General features: G+C 63.5%; 20 protein-coding genes. 7 read left to right on the forward strand and 13 right to left on the reverse strand.

The features are described from left to right. Nucleotides 1–114 precede the first annotated feature (114 nt). Both EN818_RS16550 and EN818_RS16555 read right to left on the reverse strand, forming a co-directional pair. Nucleotides 115–1,047, reverse strand: a complete 933-nt coding sequence (locus tag EN818_RS16550; protein ID WP_135904805.1) for an IS1595 family transposase — start codon at nt 1,045–1,047, stop codon at nt 115–117. A gap of 125 nt (nt 1,048–1,172) precedes the next feature. Then, nucleotides 1,173–1,445, reverse strand: a complete 273-nt coding sequence (locus EN818_RS16555) for a hypothetical protein (RefSeq protein WP_165349929.1) — start codon at nt 1,443–1,445, stop codon at nt 1,173–1,175. A gap of 169 nt (nt 1,446–1,614) precedes the next feature. Here EN818_RS16555 and EN818_RS16560 point away from each other — a divergent pair, with 169 nt between their 5' ends. Further along, nucleotides 1,615–1,911, forward strand: a complete 297-nt coding sequence (locus EN818_RS16560; protein WP_095806671.1) for an immunity 53 family protein — start codon at nt 1,615–1,617, stop codon at nt 1,909–1,911. 163 nt (nt 1,912–2,074) lie between these two features. Here EN818_RS16560 and EN818_RS34315 read toward each other — a convergent pair whose 3' ends face one another. From EN818_RS34315 to cueR, 3 genes are all read right to left on the reverse strand, one after another. Beyond that, entirely contained in the window at nt 2,075–2,200 is a 126-nt protein-coding gene (locus tag EN818_RS34315) for a hypothetical protein (RefSeq protein ID WP_280952445.1), read from the reverse strand. Between the two features lie 131 nt (nt 2,201–2,331). Then, the gene (locus EN818_RS16565) at nt 2,332–2,625 is read right to left on the reverse strand and encodes a DUF1330 domain-containing protein (RefSeq protein ID WP_095806670.1); all 294 of its coding nucleotides are present in this window, start codon (nt 2,623–2,625) and stop codon (nt 2,332–2,334) included. Between the two features lie 109 nt (nt 2,626–2,734). After that, entirely contained in the window at nt 2,735–3,148 is a 414-nt protein-coding gene (gene cueR / locus EN818_RS16570) for a Cu(I)-responsive transcriptional regulator (RefSeq protein WP_095806669.1), read from the reverse strand. A gap of 227 nt (nt 3,149–3,375) precedes the next feature. Here cueR and EN818_RS16575 point away from each other — a divergent pair, with 227 nt between their 5' ends. Next, nucleotides 3,376–3,993, forward strand: coding sequence for a L,D-transpeptidase (locus EN818_RS16575; RefSeq protein WP_129553517.1), 618 nt, complete (start codon nt 3,376–3,378; stop codon nt 3,991–3,993). A 261-nt stretch (nt 3,994–4,254) separates the two neighbouring features. On the opposite strand, the gene EN818_RS16580 is transcribed toward EN818_RS16575, so the two are convergent. The 4 genes from EN818_RS16580 to EN818_RS16600 form a co-directional block, all read right to left on the reverse strand. Then, nucleotides 4,255–4,824, reverse strand: coding sequence for a NifU family protein (locus tag EN818_RS16580; RefSeq protein ID WP_095806668.1), 570 nt, complete (start codon nt 4,822–4,824; stop codon nt 4,255–4,257). Between the two features lie 188 nt (nt 4,825–5,012). After that, the gene (locus EN818_RS16585) at nt 5,013–5,504 is read right to left on the reverse strand and encodes a universal stress protein (protein WP_095806667.1); all 492 of its coding nucleotides are present in this window, start codon (nt 5,502–5,504) and stop codon (nt 5,013–5,015) included. 94 nt (nt 5,505–5,598) lie between these two features. Beyond that, nucleotides 5,599–6,666, reverse strand: coding sequence for a tryptophan--tRNA ligase (gene trpS / locus EN818_RS16590; protein WP_095806666.1), 1,068 nt, complete (start codon nt 6,664–6,666; stop codon nt 5,599–5,601). A 584-nt stretch (nt 6,667–7,250) separates the two neighbouring features. Then, a complete protein-coding gene (locus tag EN818_RS16600; protein ID WP_129553515.1) occupies nt 7,251–8,009 on the reverse strand; it encodes an SDR family oxidoreductase in 759 nt (252 codons plus the stop codon). A gap of 115 nt (nt 8,010–8,124) precedes the next feature. On the opposite strand from EN818_RS16600, the gene EN818_RS16605 reads away from it, so the two are divergent. Continuing rightward, nucleotides 8,125–9,033: a LysR family transcriptional regulator gene (locus tag EN818_RS16605; protein WP_245521424.1), complete on the forward strand. Its 909-nt coding sequence runs from the start codon at nt 8,125–8,127 to the stop codon at nt 9,031–9,033. Nucleotides 9,034–9,551: 518 nt separating this feature from the next. On the opposite strand, the gene murJ is transcribed toward EN818_RS16605, so the two are convergent. Genes murJ through EN818_RS16620 form a run of 3 tightly spaced genes read right to left on the reverse strand, consistent with a single transcriptional unit; the run spans nt 9,552 to nt 14,857 of the window. Continuing rightward, on the reverse strand, nt 9,552–11,144 hold the full coding sequence (murJ, locus tag EN818_RS16610; RefSeq protein WP_095806663.1) for a murein biosynthesis integral membrane protein MurJ: 1,593 nt from the start codon (nt 11,142–11,144) through the stop codon (nt 9,552–9,554). Nucleotides 11,145–11,190: 46 nt separating this feature from the next. Further along, entirely contained in the window at nt 11,191–13,995 is a 2,805-nt protein-coding gene (locus tag EN818_RS16615) for a [protein-PII] uridylyltransferase (protein WP_095806662.1), read from the reverse strand. A gap of 10 nt (nt 13,996–14,005) precedes the next feature. After that, entirely contained in the window at nt 14,006–14,857 is an 852-nt protein-coding gene (locus EN818_RS16620; protein ID WP_095806661.1) for a glycosyltransferase family 25 protein, read from the reverse strand. Nucleotides 14,858–15,040: 183 nt separating this feature from the next. Between EN818_RS16620 and EN818_RS16625 the strand changes: the two genes are divergently transcribed. The 3 genes from EN818_RS16625 to EN818_RS16635 all read left to right on the forward strand — a co-directional run bounded on the left by EN818_RS16625 (nt 15,041) and on the right by EN818_RS16635 (nt 18,920). Continuing rightward, complete coding sequence (locus EN818_RS16625) at nt 15,041–17,545, forward strand: heavy metal translocating P-type ATPase (protein ID WP_189523797.1); 2,505 nt, start codon at nt 15,041–15,043, stop codon at nt 17,543–17,545. A 43-nt stretch (nt 17,546–17,588) separates the two neighbouring features. Beyond that, nucleotides 17,589–17,978 (forward strand): DUF305 domain-containing protein, encoded by a 390-nt coding sequence (locus tag EN818_RS16630; protein ID WP_129553513.1) that lies wholly within the window; start codon nt 17,589–17,591, stop codon nt 17,976–17,978. A 96-nt stretch (nt 17,979–18,074) separates the two neighbouring features. Beyond that, a complete protein-coding gene (locus EN818_RS16635; protein ID WP_095806658.1) occupies nt 18,075–18,920 on the forward strand; it encodes an aldo/keto reductase in 846 nt (281 codons plus the stop codon). Between the two features lie 67 nt (nt 18,921–18,987). Here the strand turns inward: EN818_RS16635 and mutS are convergent, their stop codons facing one another. Beyond that, nucleotides 18,988–21,723: a DNA mismatch repair protein MutS gene (mutS, locus tag EN818_RS16640; RefSeq protein WP_095806657.1), complete on the reverse strand. Its 2,736-nt coding sequence runs from the start codon at nt 21,721–21,723 to the stop codon at nt 18,988–18,990. 260 nt (nt 21,724–21,983) lie between these two features. On the opposite strand from mutS, the gene EN818_RS16645 reads away from it, so the two are divergent. Beyond that, on the forward strand, nt 21,984–24,263 hold the full coding sequence (locus tag EN818_RS16645; protein ID WP_095806656.1) for an NADP-dependent malic enzyme: 2,280 nt from the start codon (nt 21,984–21,986) through the stop codon (nt 24,261–24,263). Nucleotides 24,264–24,339 lie beyond the last annotated feature (76 nt).

Genomic DNA, 24,339 nt, shown 5'->3' on the forward strand with positions numbered 1-24,339 from the left:
CCGATTCGGGGTTAGTCAAACGAAATCAACTACTTGCGCCGCCTTTTCTTCGGCCAAAGCGGTAGCTCTAGCTGTACAGGTTTCCGATAGTGCTGGTGCTTGGCCGAAGTGATCTCATCGATAGGTAAGGCGCTTACCCTTCACGCCATTCAACGCGATGAAAGCGCGGGTGCCGTCATCGACGCCAAGCGCAACGCGGTTCGAATAGCGGAAATCAAATTCGGCAAGGTAGCGGTGCAGGTGGTGTTCGCTGCAATGCTGATAGACGCCCTTCATGCCACGCTTGAAGATCGAAAAGAAGCCTTCGACCGTATTGGTGTGGACGTTGCCGCGAACATATTCGTCCTTGGAGTGCGTGACGAACTCATGCGAGGCGAAATCCTGGCCCGCGCGGCGATAGATGCCGCTCTCGTCGGTCATCAATGCGCTTTCCTTGGCGATGTTGGCGCGGACGATAGGCATGACGTTGCCCATGCGCGCCGTATCGACATGGAAGGAACGGGCACGGCCACCGCGCTCGACCAGCGTAACGACCGTGTTCTTGTGGGCGCTGCCGCCACGCTTGAGGGGCGAGCCTTGCAAACGACCGATATAGGTTTCGTCGGCTTCAACGGTGCTGCCATTGCCGCCCATCGGGGCAAGCGCGCCAGAGGCCATAGCAAGGCGAATGCGATGGCACAGGAACCAAGCGGCCTCATAGGTGCATTCGAGTATGCGGTGCATCTGGTGGGCGCTGATACCCTTCTTCGAGGCGCACATAAGGTGGATGGCCTGTAGCCACTTGGTGAGCGGCAGATGGCTTTCCTCGAAGATCGTGCCCATGCGAACAGTGAACTGCGAACGGCAGGCGCTGCACTTGTACAGGCCATGACGTTCGACGCCGTTAGGGTTCGTTTTGGAAGGCTTGGTGCGAACGCCCTTCAATGCGTAGTGGCGATCAACGCTACCGCACTTCGGGCAAACAGGACCGTTCGGCCACAGTATGGATTCGACATGCTCGAAAGCCTTGGCTTCGTCATGGAATTCGGGGCGGGACAAAACGGACATAGCGATAACTCCTTGGAATCGTTATCGCAGTTCCCGTTGGGTTTGTCAACCAGATAATCGCCCAGTCGCCAACTCTCTCGACGGCCTTCTAGCCTTCCACGCTCTGCAAAGCTGCGCCGGAACGATCACTGCGCCTGCAGGGCGTCGATTACCTTCGTGTCTGGCTTGCCGGTGCAATTGTCCCACATCACAAGGGATAATTCGGCTTGATTGAGCGAGCCGAGCTTAGGATCGTTCTTCATTGCCTCGTGAAACGCCGTCTCCATCGCCACCATCAAATTGTGATCGCTGTCGAGGTACTCTTTGCAGGTGACTTTTGCAGTATCGACCGTGTCCTCGGCGAAGGTCGGAAGAGCAAGCGTGGCGAAAGCGACTGATAGTGCAAAAATGCGGACCATGGTATTCCCCTCCCTTGCAAGAACCATCGCCCTCCGCACCTGAAATCATCAGCCCGTTATCCGGACCTGTCAAATATAGGATCATCCTAGTTGTGGGCGTCATATTCGACAAATCCGGCTTGGTTGAAGGCCGTCTTTCCATGCTGGGGCAGTTCGCTAGCTTAGTCTGATGGATGTTCTGGATTGGTTGGCACACTGGTACGAAGCCCAATGCGATGGGGATTGGGAACACGGGGCTGGTCCTTCAATCAACACCATCGATAACCCGGGTTGGTCATTAAAAATCGACCTAGCCGGGACAGACTGCGACGGACGGACCCTTGATCCAGTCTCGCACAATTATGAGCATGAAACCGACTGGTGGACGTGCTGGACAGAGGGCAACGTGTTTCACGGCGCCGGCGGCCCGCTCCAGCTTCGTTCCCTGCTTGAGAAGTTTCGAGAGTGGGCGACGCAAATTCGCTAGCGCGACCCAGCCCCAAAACAGGGGATGAATGCGGCGTCCCTCCCGGTGATCTCCCGCACGGACTTCAACGGCGCCGTACGAGTCCTGCATTGACCGATAGTGGTCTCATTGCGCGATATCAGTAGGCGACTTTATTTTTGACAAATCCGAATTTGACAGGGGCCTAGTTAACGTCGGTACCGGAGCCATCGCTATTATCATCCACTGGCGGCTGGGAGCTCACTTGTTGAGCCGTCAGCGCTTGCAGGCGGGCCGCCTTGACCAGTGTGGGCTTCTCATATTTCTTCATCTGCCAAATCCCCCTTTTTGCGAGGAGCATTGATTAGCAGCGGTTAAAGCAATGTGTCCATGCCCGCCGGCCGAGTGCCAACTGGTTTTGTCAAACGGTTATGCGGTCGATTGCAGGGCCCTTCACTCCAGCTACCCGAGGTCCCCTTCGAAGATCAGCAAGACGCGGCTCGACGCCTGCAGCGCGAACCGCTTCGCTTCCTCGTAAGCCGGGTCATCGTAGCAGGCCTTGGCAGCCTCCAATGACGGGAATTCGACGACGAGCACCCGGCCGGCATCGCGCGCCTCTTTAAGCAAGGGCGGCGTTTTCGAGGGGTTGGTGCGCGCCTGATACTTCTCGCCGATGGGTTTCCACAGCCGTCCATACTCGGCCTGCGCTTCCTGATCGGAAATCTCGGTGCCGATGATGAGCCAGTATCCCTTCACAGTTAAGCGCTCCTGCCGCTGAGTGGTGGTTGTTGCGAGCTAAGACCGGGATCGAGCGCCTGTCCAGCTTCACCTTCGTATGACGCGCACCTGGCCTGTCGGGCAGTCCTTAAGCGCCTACAACCCTGTCGTCCTCCGCCGTCCCCGCCATGTCGTCCAGGATCGGGCAGTCCGGCCGGCCGTCCCCGTGGCAGGCGTGGATCAGCTTCTGCAGTGTCGAGCGCATCGACTGCAGTTCGCGCACTTTTTCCTCGATCGCCCGGACATGGGCTGCTGCGATCTCGCGCACGTCATGGCTGGCGCGGTCGCGGTCCTGATAAAGCGCCATCAGCTGCCTGCAATCGTCGATTGAGAAACCGAGGTTGCGGGCGCGGCGCAGGAAGGCCAGCCTGTGGACGTCGTCGCCGGAGTAGTCGCGGTAGCCGTTGCCGGCCCGCGCCGGCCGGATCAGGCCGATCTCTTCATAGTAGCGGATGGTCTTGGCCGGCAGGCCGGAACGCTCCGCCGCATCGCCGACATTCATGCGCTCTCTCCTTGTTGACGGCGAGCCGTCGGACAGCCTCATTGATTTTGCTTCACAATCCCGAGAGCCATGTTGCCGAAATGCCGCAGTTCGGCGCATACCGTCAGGGAAGACCATGCATATAGGCAGCGCGAGCTTGGCAAGCAAAAGAAATGACAGCATGAATGATGGTTAAGAAAGGCGGCCAATTCGTGCCGCCGCTATTATGCAGGGCGTCGGACATCTTCATGCGCTTGAAGTCTTTTGCAATCGTCGCGGCTCTGGCGTTGTCGACCGCGATCAGCGGCTGCAGCACCATCGGCTCGCGATTGTTCACCAACAACTATGGCGCGATGACCGATGCCGGCTATCAGCTGCCGCGCATCCCGATCGAGAAGGTTCCGGCGCGCTTCCACCGGCAGGAGGTGGACTACGACACCAAGGAAAAGCCGGGCACCATCATCGTCGATACCCAGAACAAGTTCCTCTATCTCGTCGAGGGCGACGGCCTGGCGATGCGCTACGGCATCGGTGTCGGCCGCGAGGGTTTCGAATGGCACGGCACCGCCCGTATCGCGCTGAAGCGCGAATGGCCGACCTGGACGCCGCCCTCGCAGATGATCAGGCGCCAGCCGGAACTCGCCAAATTCGCCGGCGGCATGGAGCCGGGCCTGAAGAACCCGCTCGGCGCGCGCGCCATGTACCTGTTCAACAAGGGCGGTGACATGGGCTACCGCCTGCACGGCAGCCCGGAGTGGTTCTCGATCGGCAAGGCGATGTCCTCGGGCTGCATCCGCCTGATGAACCAGGACATCATCGACCTCTACGACCGGACCTCGGTCGGTGCCAAGGTCATCGTGATGTGATCGCGATGGCCGCGGCCAAAAGCTTTAGTGGGCGGACCGTCTAGGCAACAACAAGACGTCCAAAAACAGAAAACCGGGCAATTCGGCCCGGTTTTTTGTTTTTGGCGTGTTGCGGATCGACGCCCTTTTGAGAGTTCGCCCTGCTGAATCCATATGGTTTGGTTTTCGAGAACCGGAGCGGAGCGTACGTTTTGGTACGTGAGCACCGGAAGCGCAGGAAACCGAGCCAGATGGTCAGCAGGGTAGAACTATCAATGGGCGTCAGGCGACCTGCTCGACCTGCTGCACCTCCGGTACGAAGTGGCGAAGCAGGTTCTGGATGCCGTGCTTCAGCGTCGCCGTCGACGACGGGCAGCCGGCGCAGGCGCCCTTCATGTGCAGGAACACGGTGCCGTTCTCGAAGCCGCGGAAGGTGATGTCGCCGCCGTCCTGCGCCACCGCCGGGCGCACGCGGGTGTCGAGCAGTTCCTTGATGGTCAGAACCAGCTCCTCGTCAGCCTTGTCGTAGAACTCGCCGGCCTGGCCGGCGTCGCTCGCCGGAGCCGCGGACGCCATCACCGGCGCGCCGGACATGAAGTGCTCCATGATGGCGCCGAGGATGGCCGGCTTCAGATGCTGCCAGTCGGGCCCGTCCTTGCTGACGGTGATGAAATCATAGCCGAAGAACACGCCGGTGACGCCGGGGATCTCGAACAGCCGACCGGCCAGCGGCGAGGCTTCGCCGGCGCTGGCGGCGTCGCGAAAATCGGCGGTGCCGTCGCGCAGCACTTCCTTGCCGGGCAGGAACTTGAGCGTCGCCGGGTTCGGCGTCGATTCGGTCTGGATGAACATGGATATCTCCAGGCCCTTGCCGGGCCGATAGTTTGGAATAGTTCTAAATAGGCTCTATCGGCTGGACATTCAAGCGAAACGCGTCGCCCGAATGGCTGGCTGGCGGAATGTTTTTTCGGCCCTTTGCACTCACGCTGAGATGTACTGGTATTCGGGTCAGGCCGGCCTCACCGGAATACCTGCACATCTCAAGCCAGGCTCTCGATCTCCTCATCGGACAAATTCTGCGGCACCACGGTGACCGGAATCGGGAACGCGGCCCCCCGTCCGGCCACGGCGCTCACCAGCGGGCCGGGACCTTCCTTGCCGGCGCCGGCCGCCAGCACGAGGATGGCGATGTCCTGGTCCTCCTCGATCAGCTTGTGGATCTCTTCCGTCGGCTTGCCCTCGCGCACCACCAGCTCGGGCTCGATGCCGAGCTTCTGGCGTACTTTGTTGGCGTAGGTGTCGAGCGCCGCGCGCGCGGTCGCGTTTGCCTCCTCGCGCATGATCTTCTCGACGCCCAGCCAATGCTGGAAATCGTCCGGCTCGATCACATAGAGCAGCACCAGCACGCCGCTGGTGCTTTGCGCCCGCGTCGAGGCGTAGGCGACGGCGCGCTCGCATTCCGGCGTGTCGTCGATGATCGCCAGGAACTTGCGGCGATGGCCGATTTCGCGGCTAAGGCGTTTGGAAACCATGTCTGTCTGCTCGGTATGAGACTCGGCGCAATCTGCCACCGCCACGAACCGGCGGCAAGCCGCCGGCCGACAGGGCGATGGAAGGCGGGACCGATCAGTCCTGCAGCAGGCCGATGATGTCGCGTACCGTCTTCATCGTCCCCTCGGCGATCGCACGGGCACGATCGCCGCCGTCCTTGAGCACGGCGTCGACATAGGCGCGGTCGCCCTCGATGCGGCGCATCTCGGAAGCGATCGGCGCGAGCTTTTCCACGGCAAGGTCGGCGAGCGCCGGCTTGAACACGGAGAACTGTTGGCCGCCATATTCCTTCAGCACGTCGGCCTTGGAGATTTCGGCGAGCCCCGCATAGATGCCGACCAGGTTCTCCGCTTCCGGCCGGCTCTCCAGCCCGTCGACCTCGCTCGGCAGCGCCGCGGGATCGGTCTTGGCCTTGCGGATCTTCTTCGAGATGGTGTCGGCATCGTCCGTCAGGTTGATGCGCGAAAGGTCCGAAGGGTCCGACTTCGACATCTTCTTGGAGCCGTCGCGCAGGCTCATGATGCGCGCCGCGGGGCCGCCGATCACCGGTTCGGTGATCGGGAAATAGCCGTTCACGGTCTCTTCGCCGACCTCCATCTCGACGCCTACGCCAAGAGCGGCGATGCGCTCGGAAAAATCGTTGTTGAACTTCTGCGCGATGTCGCGGGTGAGCTCGAGATGCTGCTTCTGGTCCTCGCCAACCGGCACATGCGTGGCACGGTAGAGCAGGATGTCGGCGGCCATCAGGCTCGGATAGGCGAGCAGGCCGAGCGAGGCGTTCTCACGATCCTTGCCGGCTTTGTCCTTGAATTGCGTCATGCGGTACATCCAGCCGATGCGCGCCACGCAATTGAAGATCCAGGCGAGCTCGGCGTGCTGGATGACCCGCGACTGGTTGAAAACGATGTGCTTCTTCGAGTCGATGCCGGAGGCAAGGAATGCGGCGGTGATCGAGCGCGTCTGGTCGCCCAGATCCTGATGGACGAGCTGCGCCGTCAGCGAATGCAGGTCGACGACGCAGTAGATGCAGTCGGACTGTTCCTGGAGGGCGACGAATTTCTTGATGGCGCCGAGATAGTTGCCGAGATGCAGGTTGCCGGTCGGCTGGACCCCCGAAAAGACGAGTGGCTTGAAGGCGGACATGATTTCCCCATGGCTTGTGGAGGGCCGTATAAGCATGATTCCAAAAAGTTGCAGACTTTTTGGAGCCAATCATGCGGCTGGAAACCGCCCGGCGAAAGTCTTGCGACGGCGCGCTTATGGACGAAGGCGAATGCGGGATCAAGAGGCGCGATCCATGGCTTGGGTTGGCTCTAGCCAGCCAGAATTGAATTGCTGTGCCCTAGCGTCTTTCTGATTGGTCGCGGCTGTTTCGCCCGGACCGAACTTCCTGATGACGGCGTCTATCGCCGTGGCGCGCTCGCGCGGCGCCGGGCTTGCCGCCGTCTGCGGCATCGGCATCGCCACCGTCAGATTTAGACCAGGCTTGCCAAAGCAAGGCACGCAGCAAGAAACTCGGCCGTGAGATGGGAGAGCGACCGAAGTCAGATCGGCTCGCGCCAAGGGTCGTGGGGGTGATCGCCGAAGGCCGCAGTTACCGTTGGATTGCTCGCGATCTCGACATCAGCAAAAACACTGTTGCTGAGATCGCCAAACACAGGCGCGCGCAAGGTGAGTGACCGCGTGCCGCTCGCTAGAGGAACTGTTGCATGCGTAAACATTCTTTTTTAAAGCCGCGGCCCACCGAGCGTAAATCCACCGTCGATCAGAATGTCCTGGCCGGTGACAAAACGCGCGTCATCAGATAGCAACCAGGCAACCGTCCCGGCTACGTCTTCGGGTGTCCCGTTACGCCGGAGTGGCGCGTGAGCAGCCAGCTTGCCAGCCAAGGATGGATCGAGCGCCTCTTCAGCCATCGGCGTGAGAATGATCCCAGGGCTGATGCTGTTAACCCGAATATCTCGCGGTCCTTGCTCCATTGCGAGCGTACGCGTCATGGTGACAGTTGCCCCTTTGGTCGTAGCATAAACACCTGCGCCGGGCATCACGCTGTCGACTGTCCACGAGGCATTGATGACGATCGCGCCGCCCTCTAGGAACGGCAAGCAATGTTTGATTGAGAGAAATGTGCCCAGCACGTTCGTTGACATCAGGTCCGCAAAATCCGCAACCTCCGCCTCGGCTAGCGGCTTGAATTGTCCCAATATTCCCGCATTGGCGAAGAGGCCATCTATGTGTCCTGCTGTGTCAGCGACTTGCCCGAACAGTGCAGAAACTTGGTCCGAATTGCCGATGTCGCACGCCATCACTCTGGCTACCCCGCCGGTGGCCGTGATTTCAGCAGCCACTTGTTCGAGCAGCTCTAGGCGTCGCCCGACAAGGACGGTCTGCGCTCCCTCCGCAGCGAGGCGAATTGCAGCCGAACGCCCAATACCCGTTCCCGCGCCAGTGATGACGACTGTTTTCTTACTGAACCGCTTGACCATCCTTGAATCTCCTGAAGGTGTCCGCGCAGTTGTAATTATCTTCTCGGTAGCTGATAATAACCCAATTTTTTGGATAATTTGAAAGCATTTCCATTAAATGGACCTTCTTCGCTCTATGCAGGCGTTCGTTGCAACTGTGCAGGCCGGCTCCATGAGCGCGGCCGCGGTAGAGCTCGGGCAGTCGCCCGCGATGGTTGGGCAGCACATTGCTGCGCTGGAGCAGCGCCTCGGAACCCGTCTCCTCAACCGAACAACACGTAGGCAGAGCCTGACGGACTTCGGCTCCAGCTATTATGAGCAATGCCGCGATATTCTGGACCGGATTGCAATCGCAGAAGAGGCAGCCGAACTGCAGCAGACGACGGCACAAGGGATACTGCGTATAACCGCGCCGACGACTTTCGGCGCGCAAGCACTGATGCCTGCGCTCTCCGGCTACCGAACTCTAGCTCCTGATGTAGAACTCGACATCACTTTGACTGATCGGAATGTAGACCTCATTGAAGAAGGGTTTGACGTTGCTTTCCGCATCGGCGTGATGTCGGATAGCAGCATGATCGCTCGACCTTTAAAGCCCTATCGAATGGCGATCTGCGCCGCGCCAGAATATCTCGCGGACAGGGGAGTCCCCTCGCATCCCAAGGAACTGGTAGATCACGAAATTGTGGCGTTCACACCATCAGCGCACTCGGCCTGGAGATTTACCGGCAGAGAGGAAGACCTACGAGTCTCGCCGAGGCGAATGATAACCGTGAACAATGGTCAAGCTGTCCTTGCAGCAGCCCGAGCGGGCCTCGGCATTATCATGCAGCCTGAAATACTGCTGATGCGCGACATCGAAGCAGGCTGCTTGATCCGGCTTTTCCCGGATTGGCATCTTGGAGAGCGCCCCATGTGGCTGCTCTACTATCGCGACAGACGCATGACGCCCAGACTACGCAGTTTCATTTCTTTTGCCGTTTCGATCTTTGGCTCATCTACAGTCGCCGATAGAAATGATCGCCTGGAAGGTGGGGTATCGTGACAACTCAGCGGCGTTCAGATGCTTAGAGCGTCATTTTGCCCCTAGACCGAACCGACCCCTTCCTGGTCGCGCCGTGGGGCTATGCAACGTCGAAACTGGCCGGCGCCGGCTACCTCATCTATTCGGGCGTAAGGCTTATCGTCCTGGTTGAGAAACGCAGCGCAGCCGATGCTATATTGCCCGCCGGTGCGAAGAATTTCCGGACCAGCAGGGCCTTCTGGATCGGCTTTGCAACGAGCCTTGCCAATCCGCGTCGGCGCTTTCGGTTGCCAGTATCTTTGCCGTCGCCTTGCCGGCGCAGCCCTCGCTTGCCCTGGGGACTTCGCTCGCGGTCGCGCTCAGGGTGGCGATCTCGGTCGGCTGGTATGCCTGCGTGGTCTGGCTGCTCCGCCGAAGCGGTTTCCAACGGCTACCAGCGGCTGCGCCGTGCTATCGATCGCATCGCCGGCGGCCTGCTCAGTCTGTTCGGAGCCAAGCTGGCGCTGGAGCGCGGGCAAGCGCCGGCGGCTCGCTGGTCGTCATTCCGTTGGCGGCGGCGTGGCCTTTGCCGAGCCACGCCTGACGTTGCGCCGGATCATGCCGAAATCGGCGCCGCCGGTGCCGAAGGCGGTGATGAAGTAGAGCGCAGCACCCCCGCCGACGAGCGTGAGCAGCGTCGTCGCCTTGACCACCAGCGGCGAGCCGGGTCCGAGCTTCGCGGCGAAATAGTGCTCGGCGAAGTAAAGCGCTGTCGCCATTATGACGGCCGAAAGCACCAGCCGCGGAATCCGCCTCAACAGCGGCATGTCGCGCCCCCAATGGCCGCGGCGGATCAGCATGCCGAGCAGCATCAGCGCGTTGACCCAGCCCGCGATGGCCGAGGCGACGGCGATGCCCGGCGCACCCATCGACGGGAACAGGGACAAGGCGATGGCGACATTCACGCCGACCGAGATGGCGGCGAAGATCATCGGCGTGCGCGTGTCCTCGCGCGCGAAATAGCCGGGCGTGAAGGCCTTGATCAGCACGAAGGCCGGCAGGCCGAGACCGAAGATCGCCAGGATCGAGGCGACGACCGGCGTCGAATTGTTGGCGGCGAAGGCGCCGCGCTCATAGACCAGCCGCACGATCGGCTCCGACATCACCCAGAGCGCGGCTGCGGCCGGCAGCGTCATGAACAGCGTGAACTCGACCGAGCGGTTCTGCAGATTGGCGGCCTCGATCAGGTTCCCCGATTTCAACGCCCGCGACAGTTCCGGCAACAGCACGATCGCCACCGCCACGCCGACGACGCCGAGCGGCAGCTGGTAGATGCGGTCGGCGTAAGCCAATGAGGACACGGCGCTGTTCTGCCCCGAGGCGATCGCCGTGCCGACAAGCTGGTTGATCTGGGTGATGCCGCCGGTGATCGCGGCCGGCAGCGCCAGGATCAGCAGCCGCTTGACGTTGGGCGTCATCTTCGGCCGGCGGAAGCCGATCGAGATGCCGGCATGGCGCACCGCCACCCAGACGATGGCGAGCTGAACCAGCCCCGCCGCCAGCACGCCCCATGAGAGCCCGAAGCCGACATCATGGGCGTCCAGACCGTGATACCAGGCGTAAGCCAGCACGCTGATCAGGATGATGTTGAGGAAGGCCGGCGCGATCGCCGCCGCGAAATAGCGGCGCAGCGAATTCAGCATGCCGGCCATCATGGCGCCGAGCGACATGCAGATCAGGTACGGAAACATGATCGTCGCCAGCCGGACGGTCGTCTCGAATTTGCCTGGGATGTCGGCAAAGCCCGGCGCCACCAGATAGCGGACGATCAGCGGCATCGCCAGTTCCATGGCGATGGTGAGCGCCAGCAGCGCCGAGAACAGCACGCCGAACACTTCCTCCGAAAAGCGCTTGGCGCCGTCGGTGCCGTGCGTCTCGATCTCCTTGGCGAAGAGCGGCACGAAGGCGGCGTTGAACGCGCCCTCGGCGAACAGCCGGCGGAATGTGTTGGGAAACTGGAAGGCCGCGTTGAAGGCGTCAGCGACCGGCCCGGTGCCGAGCGCCGCCGCCATCAGCATCTCGCGGCCGAAGCCCAGCGCGCGGCTCATCAGCGTGCCGGAAGCGACCGTGGCGAATTTCTTGACAAGGCTCATGCGGTGAATGACTGCCTGCGCAATTGCGTCAAATGGATGGTGATGATCACTCGGCGGCCGCTGCCTTGGCCTTGCCGTTGCGTTCGGCCGCGTTGCCTTCGAGCGTGTCGATCAGCCGCTTGTGGATGGTGGCCGTGCGCGTCGGGCTGTCGATCTTCTGCCCGGTGAGGTCGGTGACGTAGAAGGTGTCGATGACCTTCTCGCCGAATGTGGTGATGTGCGCCGAGGCGATATCGAGCGACAGGTCGGACAGCGCGCGGGTGATCTCGGAGAGCAGGCCCGGCCGGTCCAGCCCCTCGATCTCGATAACGGAAAAGCGGTTCGACAGCGTGTTGCGGATCTCGGCGCGCGGTGGGATGCGGAACGCCTTGGCGCCGCGCTTAGGCTTGGTGCGTTTCTCGATCATCTCGGGCAGCCAGCTCTTGCCGGACAGCACGTCCTCGATCAGCCGCCCGACGCGCTCTGCGCGTCGCCTTTCGTCTTCGTCCAGGTCGAACTCCCGGGAGATCAGGATGGTATCCAGGGCCCGGCCGTCCGAGGTGGTGAAGATCTGCGCATCGACGATGTTGCCGCCGGCCGCGGCACAGGCACCGGCAATGACGGAGAGCAGGCGCGGATGGTCCTGCGCCAGCACGGTCACCTCGGTCACTGCCTCGAACTCATGCGTCTTGACCATGGTGGCGAGCTTCTTGCCGGCGGCATCCGCCTCGCGGACGAACTCGGCATGGCGCAATTGGTCCGGCAGGTCGACCGTCAGCAGATAATTCTCGTAATGCTGGGCGACGTAGCGTTTGCGCTCCTTGGCCGGCCAGCCAGCCAGCGCCTCCGCCAGTTGCTCGCGTGCTTCCGCCGTGCGCTCGGCGCGCGAGACTTCCGAGAAGCCGCCGGTCAAAAGCAGTTCGGTCTCGAAATAGAGCGTGCGCAGCAGCTGTCCCTTCCAGCCGTTCCAGACGCCCGGCCCCACGCCCCGGATATCGCAGACGGTGAGGATCAAAAGCAGTTTCAGCCGCTCCACCGATTGCACGATCGAGGCAAAATCCTCGATCGTCTTGCGGTCGTTGAGGTCGCGCGTCTGCGCCGTCATCGACATGACGAGATGGTTCTCGACCAGCCAGGCGACAGTCTCGGTATCGGCGGCCGACAGCCCCATATGCGGGCAGATGCGCCGCGCGATCCTGGCGCCGGCTTCCGAATGGTCCTCCGGCCGCCCCTTGGCGATGTCGTGCAGCAGCACCGCGACATAGAGCGCCTCGCGGCTTTTCTTCAGTCCCGGCATCAGCGAGTGCGACAGCGGATGAACCTTCGCGCCGTCGCCGCGCTCGATCTCGGCCAGCACGCCGATGCAGCGGATGAGATGCTCGTCCACCGTATAGTGGTGGTACATCGAGAACTGCATCATGGCGACGATCTTGCCGAAGTCGGGGATCAGCTTGCCGAGCAGTCCAGCCTCGTTCATGCGTCTGAGGTTGAGCTCGGCATTGCGGTCGGAGGTGAGGATGTCGAGGAACAGCCGGTTGGCTTCCTCGTCGCGCCGGAGCGATTTGTGGACGAGCCCGAGCGAGCGGGTGAGCAGCTTCAGCGCATCCGGATGGAATTCCAGCCCATGCTTGTCGGCGAACCAGAACAGCCGCAGCAGGTTGACCGGATCGCGCTCGAACACCATGTCGTCGGCGATGTTGATGCGGTGGTTGTCGACGATGAAGTCGGACGTGCCGGCAAGCTTGCGCTTGCGCCGTGAGAAGGTGAGGAAGATGCGGTTGAAGCCGGGCACATGCTTGGCCTGCTCCTCTTCCAGCGCCGCGCAGAAGATGCGGGTCAGGTCACCGACATCCTTGGCGACGAGAAAATAGTGCTTCATGAAGCGCTCGACCGCCGACAGGCCGGGATGCGTGGTGTAGCCCAGCCGCTCCGCGATCTCGCGCTGGATGTCGAAATGCACCCGCTCCTCGGCCTTGCCGGTGAGGAAATGCATGTGGCAGCGCACGGCCCACAGGAAATCCTCGGCCTTCTGGAACTCGCGATATTCGGCCCCGGTGAAGACGCCCTTCTCGACCAGCTCCTCGCCGGTGCGGACGCGGTAGAAATATTTGCCGATCCAGAACAGCGTCTGCAGATCGCGCAGCCCGCCCTTGCCGTCCTTGACGTTGGGCTCGACCAGATAGCGGCTTTCGCCCGCCTTGGCATGGCGTTCGTCGCGCTCGGCGAGCTTGGCCTGCACATATTCCGGCCCCGTGGTGCGCACCACTTCATGGTCGAACCGGGTGAGCAACTCGTCATAGAGCTTGCGTTCGCCCCACAGGAAACGCGCTTCCAGGATCGAGGTGCGGATGGTGACGTCGGTGCGCGAAAGCCTGAGGCACTCCTCGATGTTGCGGGTGGCGTGGCCGACCTTCAGCCCCATGTCCCACAGCATATAGAGCATGTATTCGACGATCTGCTCGCCCCAGGGCGTCTGCTTGTAGGGAAGCAGGAACAGAAGGTCGATGTCGGAGCCGGGCGCCAGCGTGCCGCGGCCATAGCCGCCGACCGCGACGATGGCCATGCGCTCGGCCGCCGAGCGGTTCTTGACCCTGTAGACATGCGTCGCGGCGAAGTCGTAGAGGGCCCGGATCAGCTCGTCCATCAGATGCGAGAGCCGCTCGGCGCAGGCGTTGCCGCCGCCATCTTCCTTCAGCATGGCTTCCGCGATCTTGCGTCCATCGGCCAGGCGGGCCTTGAGCAACTGCAGGACGGCCGCGCGTGTCGCCTGGCGGGAACCGTCCCCCGCATGGGCCGCGGTCAGCGCGGTCATGTCGCGGCGCAATGCCTCGCCGTCGATGATTTCGTCGAGTTTCAGGGAGATCTTTGCCATTCGGCGGCGTCTATAGCGCGTTTTTTTCGCGCTGTGTATGGGGCGGCCGGACGCGTGTTCGATACTGTTCGAAGGGCACGATCAACGATCGCCGCAGCCGGCAGAGATCCGCAAGCTGTTGCCATATCCGCCGGAATTCGCGCCTGATCCTGTCGCCGGATGATCCCTTCGGCTTTCTGTGGATGCCTCTCAGCTCAAGCTGCTCTTCGCGATCCTGCACGAGCAGGCTTGGGAACCGGATCATTCCTTGCGCGATGAAATGCTCCTGGGCGCAAAGCGCCGGCCGCAACTGGTAGATCGCCTCGACGGAAGGGGGCTTGAATCGCGGATTGAACAGCACGTGGTCGACCGGTCTGCTGATCACCTCGGTCGCCTCGAGCAGTGCTCCGGCGGCTCGTTTCGACACGATGTAGCCGGCGCTGCCGAGATGGACACCATGCAGCCTGCTTGCCGAAAATCCGCGACGGACGGCGAGGCGCCTGCGCGCAACGGTCGTTTTGTGGAAGAAGGTCTCGAGCTTGATGATGCCGGCATCGGCCGGGATCCAGCTGGCATCGGCAAGCAGTGCCCCTGCATTGCCCGAAACGAGCACGTCATCCTCGAACACGGCGACATAGGCATCGTCACCGGCAGCAATCCGCGACCAGCACTCCCTGTGGCTGAGCAGGCACGCGATCTCACCCTCGGTCATACGCAGTTTGGAAGCATGGTTTGCCGGCCGCGCCATTGAGGCAAGATCGGGCAGGCTCATCCCCTCGACGGCCGCGACCCGCTCGAATGGGACACCGATCCGGTCGAATTGGGCCGCGACATGGGCAAGCCTGTCGCTAGACCGGTCAAGGTTGATGACAAGGCATTTCATCGGGGGTATCGCCGCGCGCCAACTTGGCGGCTGCATAGCATGTTGCCTTGGTTTGGTGTGTATTTTTCGGCTCTGCCGCGGGCCTTGAGGCAAGGCGGCTCAAAAAGTCAGAAGCAGCCCTTGACCTTCCAGTAACTGGAAGGACTACCTCCACTTCAATTCGAAACGCCGGAGGCGCTGTTCATGGCCGACCATCACCACAATCACGCGCATGGCGCGCGCTGCTGCTCCGCCAAGGCGGCCGCGCCCGCCGCCGAGGCGGTTGCTCGCGACCCGGTCTGCGGCATGACGGTCGATCCTGCCGCCGGCAAGCCGACGGCCGAGCATGCCGCTCGGACGTTCCATTTCTGCAGCGAGCGCTGTCGCGCCAAATTCCAGGCCGAGCCGCAGCCCTATCTGACGGCTGTCGATCCCGTCTGCGGCATGAATGTCGACCGCGCAAGCGCGAAGCATTTTGCTCGCCATGAAGGGCAGGGGCTCTATTTCTGCTCGGCCACCTGCAAGGAGAGGTTCGAAGCCGATCCGGCAAAATACCTGGCGGGCCGACCGGCGCCGCAGCCGATGCCGAAGGGCACGCAATACACCTGCCCGATGCATCCCGAGATCATCCGCGACAAGCCCGGCTCGTGCCCGATCTGCGGCATGGCGCTGGAGCCGATGGGCCTGCCTACCGGCGACGAGGCCCCGAATCCGGAACTCGTCGATTTCACGCGCCGGTTCTGGATCAGCGCCGTGCTCTCGCTGCCGCTGCTCATCATCGCCATGGCGCCGATGCTGGGTCTGAGTTTCGAGCACGTCGTCGACGATAGGACAAAGACATGGGCAGAGTTGGTGCTGGCGAGCCCCGTGGTGCTGTGGGCAGCCTTCCCCTTCTTCCGCCGCGGTTGGGAGTCGATCCTGAACCGCAGCCCGAACATGTGGACGTTGATCTCGCTCGGCGTTGCGGCTGCCTTTCTTTACAGCGTCGCCGCAACTCTGTTCCCGGGCGTCTTCCCGCATCAGTTTCGAGGCCATGACGGCGCCGTGCCCGTTTATTTCGAGGCCGCCGCCGTCATCGTAGCGCTGGTGTTCCTGGGGCAGGTGATGGAACTCAGAGTCCGTGAACGCACCGGCTCTGCCATCCGCGCCCTGCTCGATCTCGCGCCGAAGACGGCGCGCCTGATCGGCGCCGACGGTTCCGAAACCGATGTGCCGCTCGACAGCGTCAAGGCGGGCGACCGGCTCCGCGTTCGTCCCGGCGATGCCGTGCCGGTCGACGGTGTCGTGCTGGAAGGCCGCTCGGCGATCGACGAATCGATGATCACTGGCGAACCGCTCCCGGTCGAAAAGACCGAAGGCGCACCTCTCACCGGCGGCACGCTGAACAAGAACGGCTCGCTGGTCATGCGCGCCGAGAAGGTCGGCGCCGAGACCACGCTGTCGCGCATCGTCGAACTGGTCGCCAAGGCGCAGCGCTCGCGCGCTCCGATCCAGGGGCTGGCCGACCGCGTATCCTTCTACTTCGTTCCGGCCGTCGTGGTGGTGGCCGTCATTGCCTTCGCCGCCTGGGCGGTCCTCGGGCCCGAGCCTGGCCTGATCTTCGCCATCGTCTCGGCGGTGTCGGTGCTGATCATCGCCTGCCCCTGTGCGCTGGGCCTGGCGACGCCGATGTCGATCATGACTGCCACCGGACGTGGCGCGCAGGCCGGCGTGCTGATCAAGGAAGCCGCCGCCCTCGAGCGTTTCGCTTCCGTCGACACTCTCATCGTCGACAAGACCGGTACCTTGACCGAGGGGCGCCCAAGACTGACCGATGTCGTCGCTGCCGACGGCGTCGATGAGGATGAGCTGCTGGGCCTGGCCGCGGGCCTCGAAAAGGGCTCGGAGCATCCGCTGGCCGAAGCGATCGTTGCGGGGGCCGGCGAACGCGGACTGAAGATTGCCGATGCCGGCAATTTCGAAGCCGTGACCGGCAAGGGCGTCTCCGGCACGGTGGCGGGCAGGAGGGTCGCGCTCGGCAATGCGGCGATGATGGCCGATCTTGGCGTCGACACCTCCGCACTGTCGGCCAAGGCCGAAGCGCTGCAGATCGACGGCAAGACGGCGATGTTCGTCGCCACAGACGGCAAGCCGGCCGGCATCGTCGCCGTCGCCGATCCGGTCAAGGCAACGACCGCCGAGGCGATCCAGGCCCTGCATGACAGCGGGCTGAAGATCGTCATGGCCACCGGCGACAACGAACGTACCGCCAAGGCGATTGCGGCCAGGCTCGGCATCGACGAGGTGCGCGCCGGCCTCCTGCCGGAGGAAAAGGGCGCGCTGGTCGACCAACTGCGCGCCAGGGGCGCCGGCGTTGCGATGGCTGGCGACGGCGTCAACGACGCGCCGGCGCTGGCTGCCTCCGATGTCGGCATCGCCATGGGCACCGGCGCCGACGTCGCGGTCGAAAGCGCCGGCATCACCCTGGTGAAGGGCGATCTCAACGGCATCGTCAGAGCGCGCACGCTCGCCCGGGCGACCATCCGCAACATTCGCCAGAACCTGTTCTTCGCCTTCCTCTACAACGTGCTCGGCGTGCCGATCGCCGCCGGCGTGCTTTATCCGCTCACCGGCACGCTGCTCTCGCCGATGCTGGCGGCGGCGGCGATGAGCCTGTCGTCGGTCTCGGTCATTGCCAACGCGCTGCGGCTGAGAACGTTGAAACTCTGACCGAAGTCCCCAGATACGAAATCAAGTCAAAAGGAGATGTTGAATGACCTTGGCCAAGAAAATCGTGCTGCTGTTGATGGCGGCAGGAATGCTGATCGCGGTATTCCTCGAAAGCGTGCCTGCGCAATCGGACGAGATGAAGCACGACATGTCGGGCATGGCGATGGGCGCGCAGAGCCCTGCCACCGTTGGCTTCAAGGCGGCGATGGACAAGATGCACCAGGATATGATGATCAACTACACCGGCAATGCCGACGTCGACTTCGTCCGCGGCATGATCCCGCACCATCAGGGCGCCATCGACATGGCCAAGGTGGTGATCGCCAACGGCAAGGATCCGGAAATCCGCAAGCTCGCCGAAGCTGTCGTCAAGGCGCAGGAAGCCGAGATCAAGGAAATGCAGGACTGGCTCCAAAGGCATCCGGTCAACTAGCAGGCCGTCGCCGGAAATCCCGACCAAAGCGCACGGCTTGAACTCTGGATTTCCAATCGCGACTGTGCTGCGATCCGGCATTCAGCGGAGCAAGCCATGCCCTCTACCATCAGGACCACCAGTCTCCCATCCGGCGAAACCGTTCCTGTGCTGGGGCAGGGCACCTGGAAAATGGGCGAGGATCGGCGCCGCCGCGCCGACGAGGTCGCGGCGCTTAAGCTCGGACTGGACCTCGGCATCACGCTGATCGATACGGCCGAGATGTATGCCGGCGGCGGCGCCGAGGAAGTCGTGGCCGAAGCCATTGCCGGGCGCCGCGACGAGACCTTCCTGGTCTCGAAAGTGCTGCCGACCAATGCCTCGCGTGCCGGCGTGAAGCGGGCCTGCGAGAACAGCCTGACGCGGCTCGCCACCGACCGCATCGATCTCTATCTGCTGCACTGGCCGGGCAGCGTGCCTTTGGCTGAAACCGTCGCAGCCTTCGAGGACTTGAAGTCGGCCGGCAAGATCCGCCACTGGGGCGTCAGCAATTTCGACACCGACGAGATGGAGGAACTCGTCGGCCTGCCCTCCGGCGGCAACGTCCAGACCAACCAGATCCTCTACAATCTTTCGCGGCGCGGCCCGGAATTCGATCTCGCGCCCTGGAGCCTGCAACGCGGCATTCCGCTCATGGCCTATTCGCCGATCGAGCAGGGCGCGCTGGCACGCAACGCCAGGCTGGACGCTGTGGCCGCCCGCCATGATGCCACCGCCGCGCAAGTCGCTCTCGCCTGGGTGATGGCGCACAAAGGCGTCATCGCCATTCCGAAAGCCAGCCGTCAGGATCATGTCCGCCAGAACGCAACCGCGCTCGACATCGGGCTGACGGCGCAAGATTTCGCTGACCTCGACCGCGCCTTCCCGCCGCCGACGCGCAAGCGCGGGCTGGAGATGATTTGAGTGAGGGAAGCTGCCGATCTCCCCCATAAGGAGGGAGATCAGCCGTCATCGCGGCTTTCGCCAGCCGTCAACGCAGCGCCAATCCCTTCAGCCGATACAGCGCCTCCAGCGCTTCCCTCGGCGTCATCTCGTCGGGATTGATGCCGCCGAGCGCTTCGCTTAGCGCGTCGTTCTTCGCCGGCTTCGGCGCTTCTCGTTTCACCGCAACCGAAAACAGCGGCAGGTCGTCGACCAGGCGGTTGGCCTTGCCCGAGACCTCGCCCTCCTCCAACTGGTGCAGCACCTCCTTGGCCCGCGCCACCACCGCTTCCGGCAGGCCTGCGAGCCGCGCCACCTGCACGCCGTAGGAGCGGTCGGCCGCGCCCTTGCCGACTTCGTGCAGGAACACCACGTCGCCTTCCCACTCCTTGACCCGCATGGTGACGTTGTGAAGCCGGGGCAGCTTGCCGGCGAGCGCCGTCATCTCGTGGAAATGCGTGGCGAAGATCGCCCGGCAGCGGTTCTTCTCGTGCAGATACTCGACCGCCGCCCAGGCGATCGACAACCCGTCGAAGGTCGCCGTGCCGCGGCCGATCTCGTCGAGGATGACGAGCGCCCGTTCGCCGGCCTGGTTGAGGATCGCCGCCGTCTCGACCATCTCGACCATGAAGGTCGAGCGGCCGCGCGCCAGATCGTCCGAGGCGCCGACGCGCGAGAACAGCCGGTCGACGACGCCGATATGGGCGTTCTGCGCCGGCACGAAGGAGCCGGTCTGCGCGAGAATGGCGATCAGCGCATTCTGTCTTAGGAAGGTCGATTTACCGCCCATGTTCGGGCCGGTGAGCAGCCAGATGGCGCCGGCCTTGGCCCCGGCGTCGGGCGAGAGATCGCAGTCATTGGCGACGAACGGGCCTTCGCCCGAACGCCGCAGAGCCTGTTCGACGACCGGATGACGGCCGCCGGCAACCTCGAAGGCGAGGCTGGCATCGACAAGCGGGCGGCACCAGCCCTCGCTTTCGGCAAGCACGGCCAGCGCCGACGAAACGTCGAGCACGGCGAGCGCCTCTGCGCCGGCCCGGATCCGCTCCGCCTCGCCGACCACCTCTGCCGTCAGCCTGTCGAAGGCGGCGAGCTCGATGCTGAGCGCCCGGTCGGCGGCATTGGCGATCTTCGATTCCAGCTCCGCCAGCTCGGTCGTGGTGAAGCGCATGGCATTGGCCATGGTCTGGCGGTGGATGAAGCGCGCCTTGGCCTCATCGCTGCCGGTCATGATCGAGTGATGGTTGGCGGTAACCTCGATATAATAGCCCAGCACGTTGTTGTGCCGAATCTTCAGCGAGCGGATGCCGGTCTCCTCGATCAGCGAGCGCTCCAGTCCGGCGATGACCTTGCGCGATTCGTCGCGCAGCGCCCGCATCTCGTCGAGCTCGGCGTGATAGCCGCTGCGCACGAAGCCGCCATCGCGCTTGATCAACGGCAGCTCGTCGTCGAGCGCCTCCCTGAGGTGGCGGGCGAGCGCCTCGGGCAGGGCGTTGATCGCGGCAAGCGCAGCGGCCAGCTCGGCCGGCAGGTCTGCCGTTGCCAGCAATGCGGCGATCGCGCCTGCCGCTTCGAAGCCGGCGCGCAGCGCCCCGAGGTCGCGCGGACCGCCGCGGTTGAGCGCCAGCCTGGACAGCGCCCTTGGCATGTCGGCGACGCTTTTGAGGCTCACGCGCAGGCCCTGGCAGAACCGCGTCTCGGCACGGAACAACGATACCGAGTCCAGCCTTGCCGCGATCGCCGCCGGATCGGTCAGCGGCGCCATCAGCCGGTCGGCGAGCAATCTGGCGCCGCCTCCGGTCACGGTGCGGTCGATCGCCTTGAACAGCGAGCCGTCCCGACTGCCGGAAAGCGTGCGCAACAGCTCCAGATTGGCCCGTGTCGCCGGGTCGATGAACAGCGTCGATCCGCTCTCCTCGCGCTCGGGGCGCGACAGCGGCGGCCGCTCGGCCTTCTGCGTCTTCTCGACATACGCGATCACGCCGGAAATCGCCGAGAGCTCGGCGCGCGAGAACGTACCGAAGCTGTCGGGGGTCGCCACCTCGAAGAAGCGGGCGATGCGGCCCGTGGCCGAGGCTGAGTCGAAGAGCGACGGCGGCTGCGGGTTGGCGACCCGGCCGAGAACGTCGAAAACCGGCCGCAGCTCCGGGTCGTGGAACACCGGCTCGGCGACGATCAGCTCGCGCGGATCAACGCGGAAAATATCGGCAAGCAGCCGTTCGGCCGTGGTTTCAGCCACTCGGAACGCGCCGGTCGAGATGTCGATCCAGGCCAGCGCGAAGCTGCCCTGGTTGCCCGCGCTGCTGCCCTTCACCCGCCCCAGCGCCATCAGGAAGCTCGATTCGGAAGGCGCCAGCAGCTTGTCCTCTGTGATCGTGCCGGGCGTGACCAGCCGCACCACGTCGCGGCGCACCACCGATTTCGAGCCGCGCTTCTTGGCTTCCGCCGGGTCCTCGATCTGCTCGCAGACGGCGACGCGAAAGCCTTGCCCGATCAGCTTTTGCAGATAGTCGTCCGCTGCATGCACCGGCACGCCGCACATCGGGATGTCGTGCCCCTGATGCTTGCCGCGCTTGGTGAGCACGATGCCGAGCGCCTGACTGGCCTTCTCGGCGTCATCGAAGAACAGCTCGTAGAAATCACCCATGCGGTAGAAGAGCAGCGAATCCGGGTTCGCGGCCTTGATCTCGATATACTGCTCCATCATCGGCGTGACGCCGCCGATGGCGGGCGCCGGCGTCGTCGCTTCCTGGGCGTCGGGGTCGGTCGGCATGTGCATGTTCATGCCCGGACGCTAGCAGATGTGGGCAGGCGGTTTAATGCCGAGTGCTCGAAAAGCAGGGGAAAGCGCCGGTCATGATGCCATTCCTGCCACAGCATCGCCGGACCGCGTTAACGTGCGATCCTGGCGGCTTCGCGCCGGGAACGGCGATTGCCCATGGCTTGGCGGTTTACAGCGGCGGCCTCTGGCCTTAATCGGAAAAAACAACAAAACACGGGCATCCATCTCAAGGGTGCCGCACCGGCGAGGAAATCAAGAGCATCATGGCCAGGAAAACCGAAAGCAGCGGCCCTTCCGTCAGCGCGCAGGAGGCGCTGGAATTCCATGCCATGGGGCGGCCCGGCAAGCTGGAGATCGTCGCCACCAAGCCGATGGCCACGCAGCGCGATCTGAGCCTCGCCTATTCGCCGGGCGTCGCCGTCCCGGTGCGCGCCATCGCGGAAGACCCGAGCCGCGCCTTCGACTACACGTCGCGCGGCAACATGGTCGCCGTCATCTCCAACGGCACTGCAATTCTTGGATTGGGCAATCTTGGCGCGCTCGCATCCAAGCCGGTCATGGAAGGCAAGGCGGTGCTGTTCAAGCGCTTCGCCGACGTCGATTCCATCGATCTCGAGGTCGCGACCGAAGATGCCGACGAGTTCATCAATTGCGTGCGCTTCCTTGGACCTTCCTTCGGCGGCATCAACCTCGAGGACATCAAGGCGCCGGAATGCTTCATCATCGAGCAGCGCCTGCGCGAGCTGATGGACATACCCGTCTTTCATGACGACCAGCACGGCACCGCCATCATCTCGGCCGCCGGGCTGATCAACGCGCTGGAGATCACCGGCCGCGACATGAAGAACACCAAGATGGTCTGCAACGGCGCGGGCGCGGCGGGCATCGCCTGCATCGAATTGATGAAGGCGATGGGATTCTCGCCGGAGAACGTCATCCTGTGCGACACCAAGGGCGTCGTCTTCCAGGGCCGCACCGAGGGCATGAACCAGTGGAAGTCGGCGCATGCGGTCAAGACCGAGGCGCGGTCGCTCGCCGAAGCGCTGGAGGGCGCCGACGTCTTCCTCGGGCTCTCCGCCAAGGGCGCGCTGACCACGGCCATGGTGCAGTCGATGGCGAAGAACCCGATCATCTTCGCCATGGCCAATCCCGATCCGGAGATCACGCCGGAGGAAGTGGCGGAGATCCGCACCGACGCCATCATGGCAACCGGCCGATCGGACTATCCGAACCAGGTCAACAATGTGCTCGGTTTCCCCTACATCTTCCGCGGCGCGCTGGATGTCCGGGCCACCACCATCAACGACGAGATGAAGATCGCCGCCGCCCGCGCGCTGGCCGAGCTGGCACGCCGCGACGTGCCGGATGACGTCGCCGCCGCCTACCAGGGCAACCGGCCGAAATTCGGCCCCAACTACATTATCCCGGTGCCGTTCGATCCGCGCCTGATCTCGGCCATCCCGCTCGCCGTGGCCAAGGCCGCGATGGAGTCCGGCGTCGCCCGCAAGCCGATCCTCGACCTCGACCGTTACGCGCAGGAGCTTTCGGCGCGCCGCGATCCGATCGCCTCGACCCTGCAGCGCATCTACGATCGCGTGCGCCGCCAGCCCAAGCGCATCGTCTTCGCCGAGGGCGAGGAAGAGCAGGTGATGCGCGCCGCCGTCTCCTATGTGAACCAGAAGCTCGGCACGGCGATCCTGCTTGGCCGCGACGACGTCATCAAGGAGAACGCCAGGCATGCCGGCATCGATCTCGACAAACAAGGCCTCGAGATCATCAACGCCCGCCTGTCGCGCCGCAACGGCATCTACACCGACTATCTCTACGAGCGCATGCAGCGGAAGGGTTTCCTGTTCCGCGATTGCCAGCGGCTGATCAACAACGATCGCAATCACTTCGCCGCCTGCATGGTGGCGCTGGGCGACGCCGACGGCATCGTCACCGGCGTGACCCGCAACTATTCCACCGCGCTGGACGATGTTCGTCGCATCATCGATGCCAAGCCCGGCCACCGCGTCATCGGCGTTTCGATCGTGCTCGCGCGCGGCCGCACCGTCATCGTCGCCGACACCGCCGTCCACGACATGCCGAATGCCGAGCAGATCGCCGACATCGCCGAGGAGGCGGCCGGCTTTGCCCGCCGCATGGGCTATGAGCCGAGGCTTGCGATGCTCGCCTACTCCACCTTCGGCCATCCGCAGGGCGAGCGTTCCGAGCGCGTTCAGGAGGCGGTGCGCATCCTCGACAAGCGCCGCGTCGATTTCGAATATGACGGCGAGATGGCCGCCGACGTCGCGCTCAACGCCCGCGCCATGGCGCAGTATCCGTTCATCCGGCTGACCGGTCCGGCCAACGTGCTGATCATGCCGGCATTCCACTCGGCGTCGATCTCGACCAAGATGCTGCAGGAACTCGGCGGCTCGACCGTCATCGGCCCGCTGCTGGTCGGATTGAACAAGCCGGTGCAGATCGTCTCGCTTAACGCCAAGGACTCAGACATCGTCAACATGGCGGCGATCGCGGCCTACACGGCGGGGAATTGACGAACGCCAACTACGGTAGGGACGAACAATAGGCCCGCGGCGATGCCGCGGGCCTTTCCGTTTGAGATCGTAGAGC

Origin of the sequence: Mesorhizobium sp. M3A.F.Ca.ET.175.01.1.1, from assembly GCF_004791945.1 — a bacterium.
GTDB lineage: Bacteria > Pseudomonadota > Alphaproteobacteria > Rhizobiales > Rhizobiaceae > Mesorhizobium.

Excerpts from the sequence above, each read along its gene's own strand:
- mutS (WP_095806657.1), bottom strand. The coding sequence starts at position 21,723 with ATGAACATGCACATGCCGACCGACCCCGACGCCCAGGAAGCGACGACG.
- EN818_RS16600 (WP_129553515.1), bottom strand. The coding sequence starts at position 8,009 with ATGGTCAAGCGGTTCAGTAAGAAAACAGTCGTCATCACTGGCGCGGGA.
- EN818_RS16555 (WP_165349929.1), bottom strand. The coding sequence starts at position 1,445 with ATGGTCCGCATTTTTGCACTATCAGTCGCTTTCGCCACGCTTGCTCTT.
- EN818_RS16625 (WP_189523797.1), top strand. The coding sequence starts at position 15,041 with ATGGCCGACCATCACCACAATCACGCGCATGGCGCGCGCTGCTGCTCC.
- EN818_RS16550 (WP_135904805.1), bottom strand. The coding sequence starts at position 1,047 with ATGTCCGTTTTGTCCCGCCCCGAATTCCATGACGAAGCCAAGGCTTTC.
- EN818_RS16605 (WP_245521424.1), top strand. The coding sequence starts at position 8,125 with ATGCAGGCGTTCGTTGCAACTGTGCAGGCCGGCTCCATGAGCGCGGCC.
- EN818_RS16585 (WP_095806667.1), bottom strand. The coding sequence starts at position 5,504 with ATGGTTTCCAAACGCCTTAGCCGCGAAATCGGCCATCGCCGCAAGTTC.
- EN818_RS16575 (WP_129553517.1), top strand. The coding sequence starts at position 3,376 with ATGCGCTTGAAGTCTTTTGCAATCGTCGCGGCTCTGGCGTTGTCGACC.
- EN818_RS16635 (WP_095806658.1), top strand. The coding sequence starts at position 18,075 with ATGCCCTCTACCATCAGGACCACCAGTCTCCCATCCGGCGAAACCGTT.
- EN818_RS16615 (WP_095806662.1), bottom strand. The coding sequence starts at position 13,995 with ATGGCAAAGATCTCCCTGAAACTCGACGAAATCATCGACGGCGAGGCA.
- EN818_RS16630 (WP_129553513.1), top strand. The coding sequence starts at position 17,589 with ATGACCTTGGCCAAGAAAATCGTGCTGCTGTTGATGGCGGCAGGAATG.
- EN818_RS16580 (WP_095806668.1), bottom strand. The coding sequence starts at position 4,824 with ATGTTCATCCAGACCGAATCGACGCCGAACCCGGCGACGCTCAAGTTC.
- murJ (WP_095806663.1), bottom strand. The coding sequence starts at position 11,144 with ATGAGCCTTGTCAAGAAATTCGCCACGGTCGCTTCCGGCACGCTGATG.
- cueR (WP_095806669.1), bottom strand. The coding sequence starts at position 3,148 with ATGAATGTCGGCGATGCGGCGGAGCGTTCCGGCCTGCCGGCCAAGACC.
- EN818_RS16645 (WP_095806656.1), top strand. The coding sequence starts at position 21,984 with ATGGCCAGGAAAACCGAAAGCAGCGGCCCTTCCGTCAGCGCGCAGGAG.
- EN818_RS16560 (WP_095806671.1), top strand. The coding sequence starts at position 1,615 with ATGGATGTTCTGGATTGGTTGGCACACTGGTACGAAGCCCAATGCGAT.
- EN818_RS16620 (WP_095806661.1), bottom strand. The coding sequence starts at position 14,857 with ATGAAATGCCTTGTCATCAACCTTGACCGGTCTAGCGACAGGCTTGCC.
- trpS (WP_095806666.1), bottom strand. The coding sequence starts at position 6,666 with ATGTCCGCCTTCAAGCCACTCGTCTTTTCGGGGGTCCAGCCGACCGGC.
- EN818_RS34315 (WP_280952445.1), bottom strand. The coding sequence starts at position 2,200 with ATGAAGAAATATGAGAAGCCCACACTGGTCAAGGCGGCCCGCCTGCAA.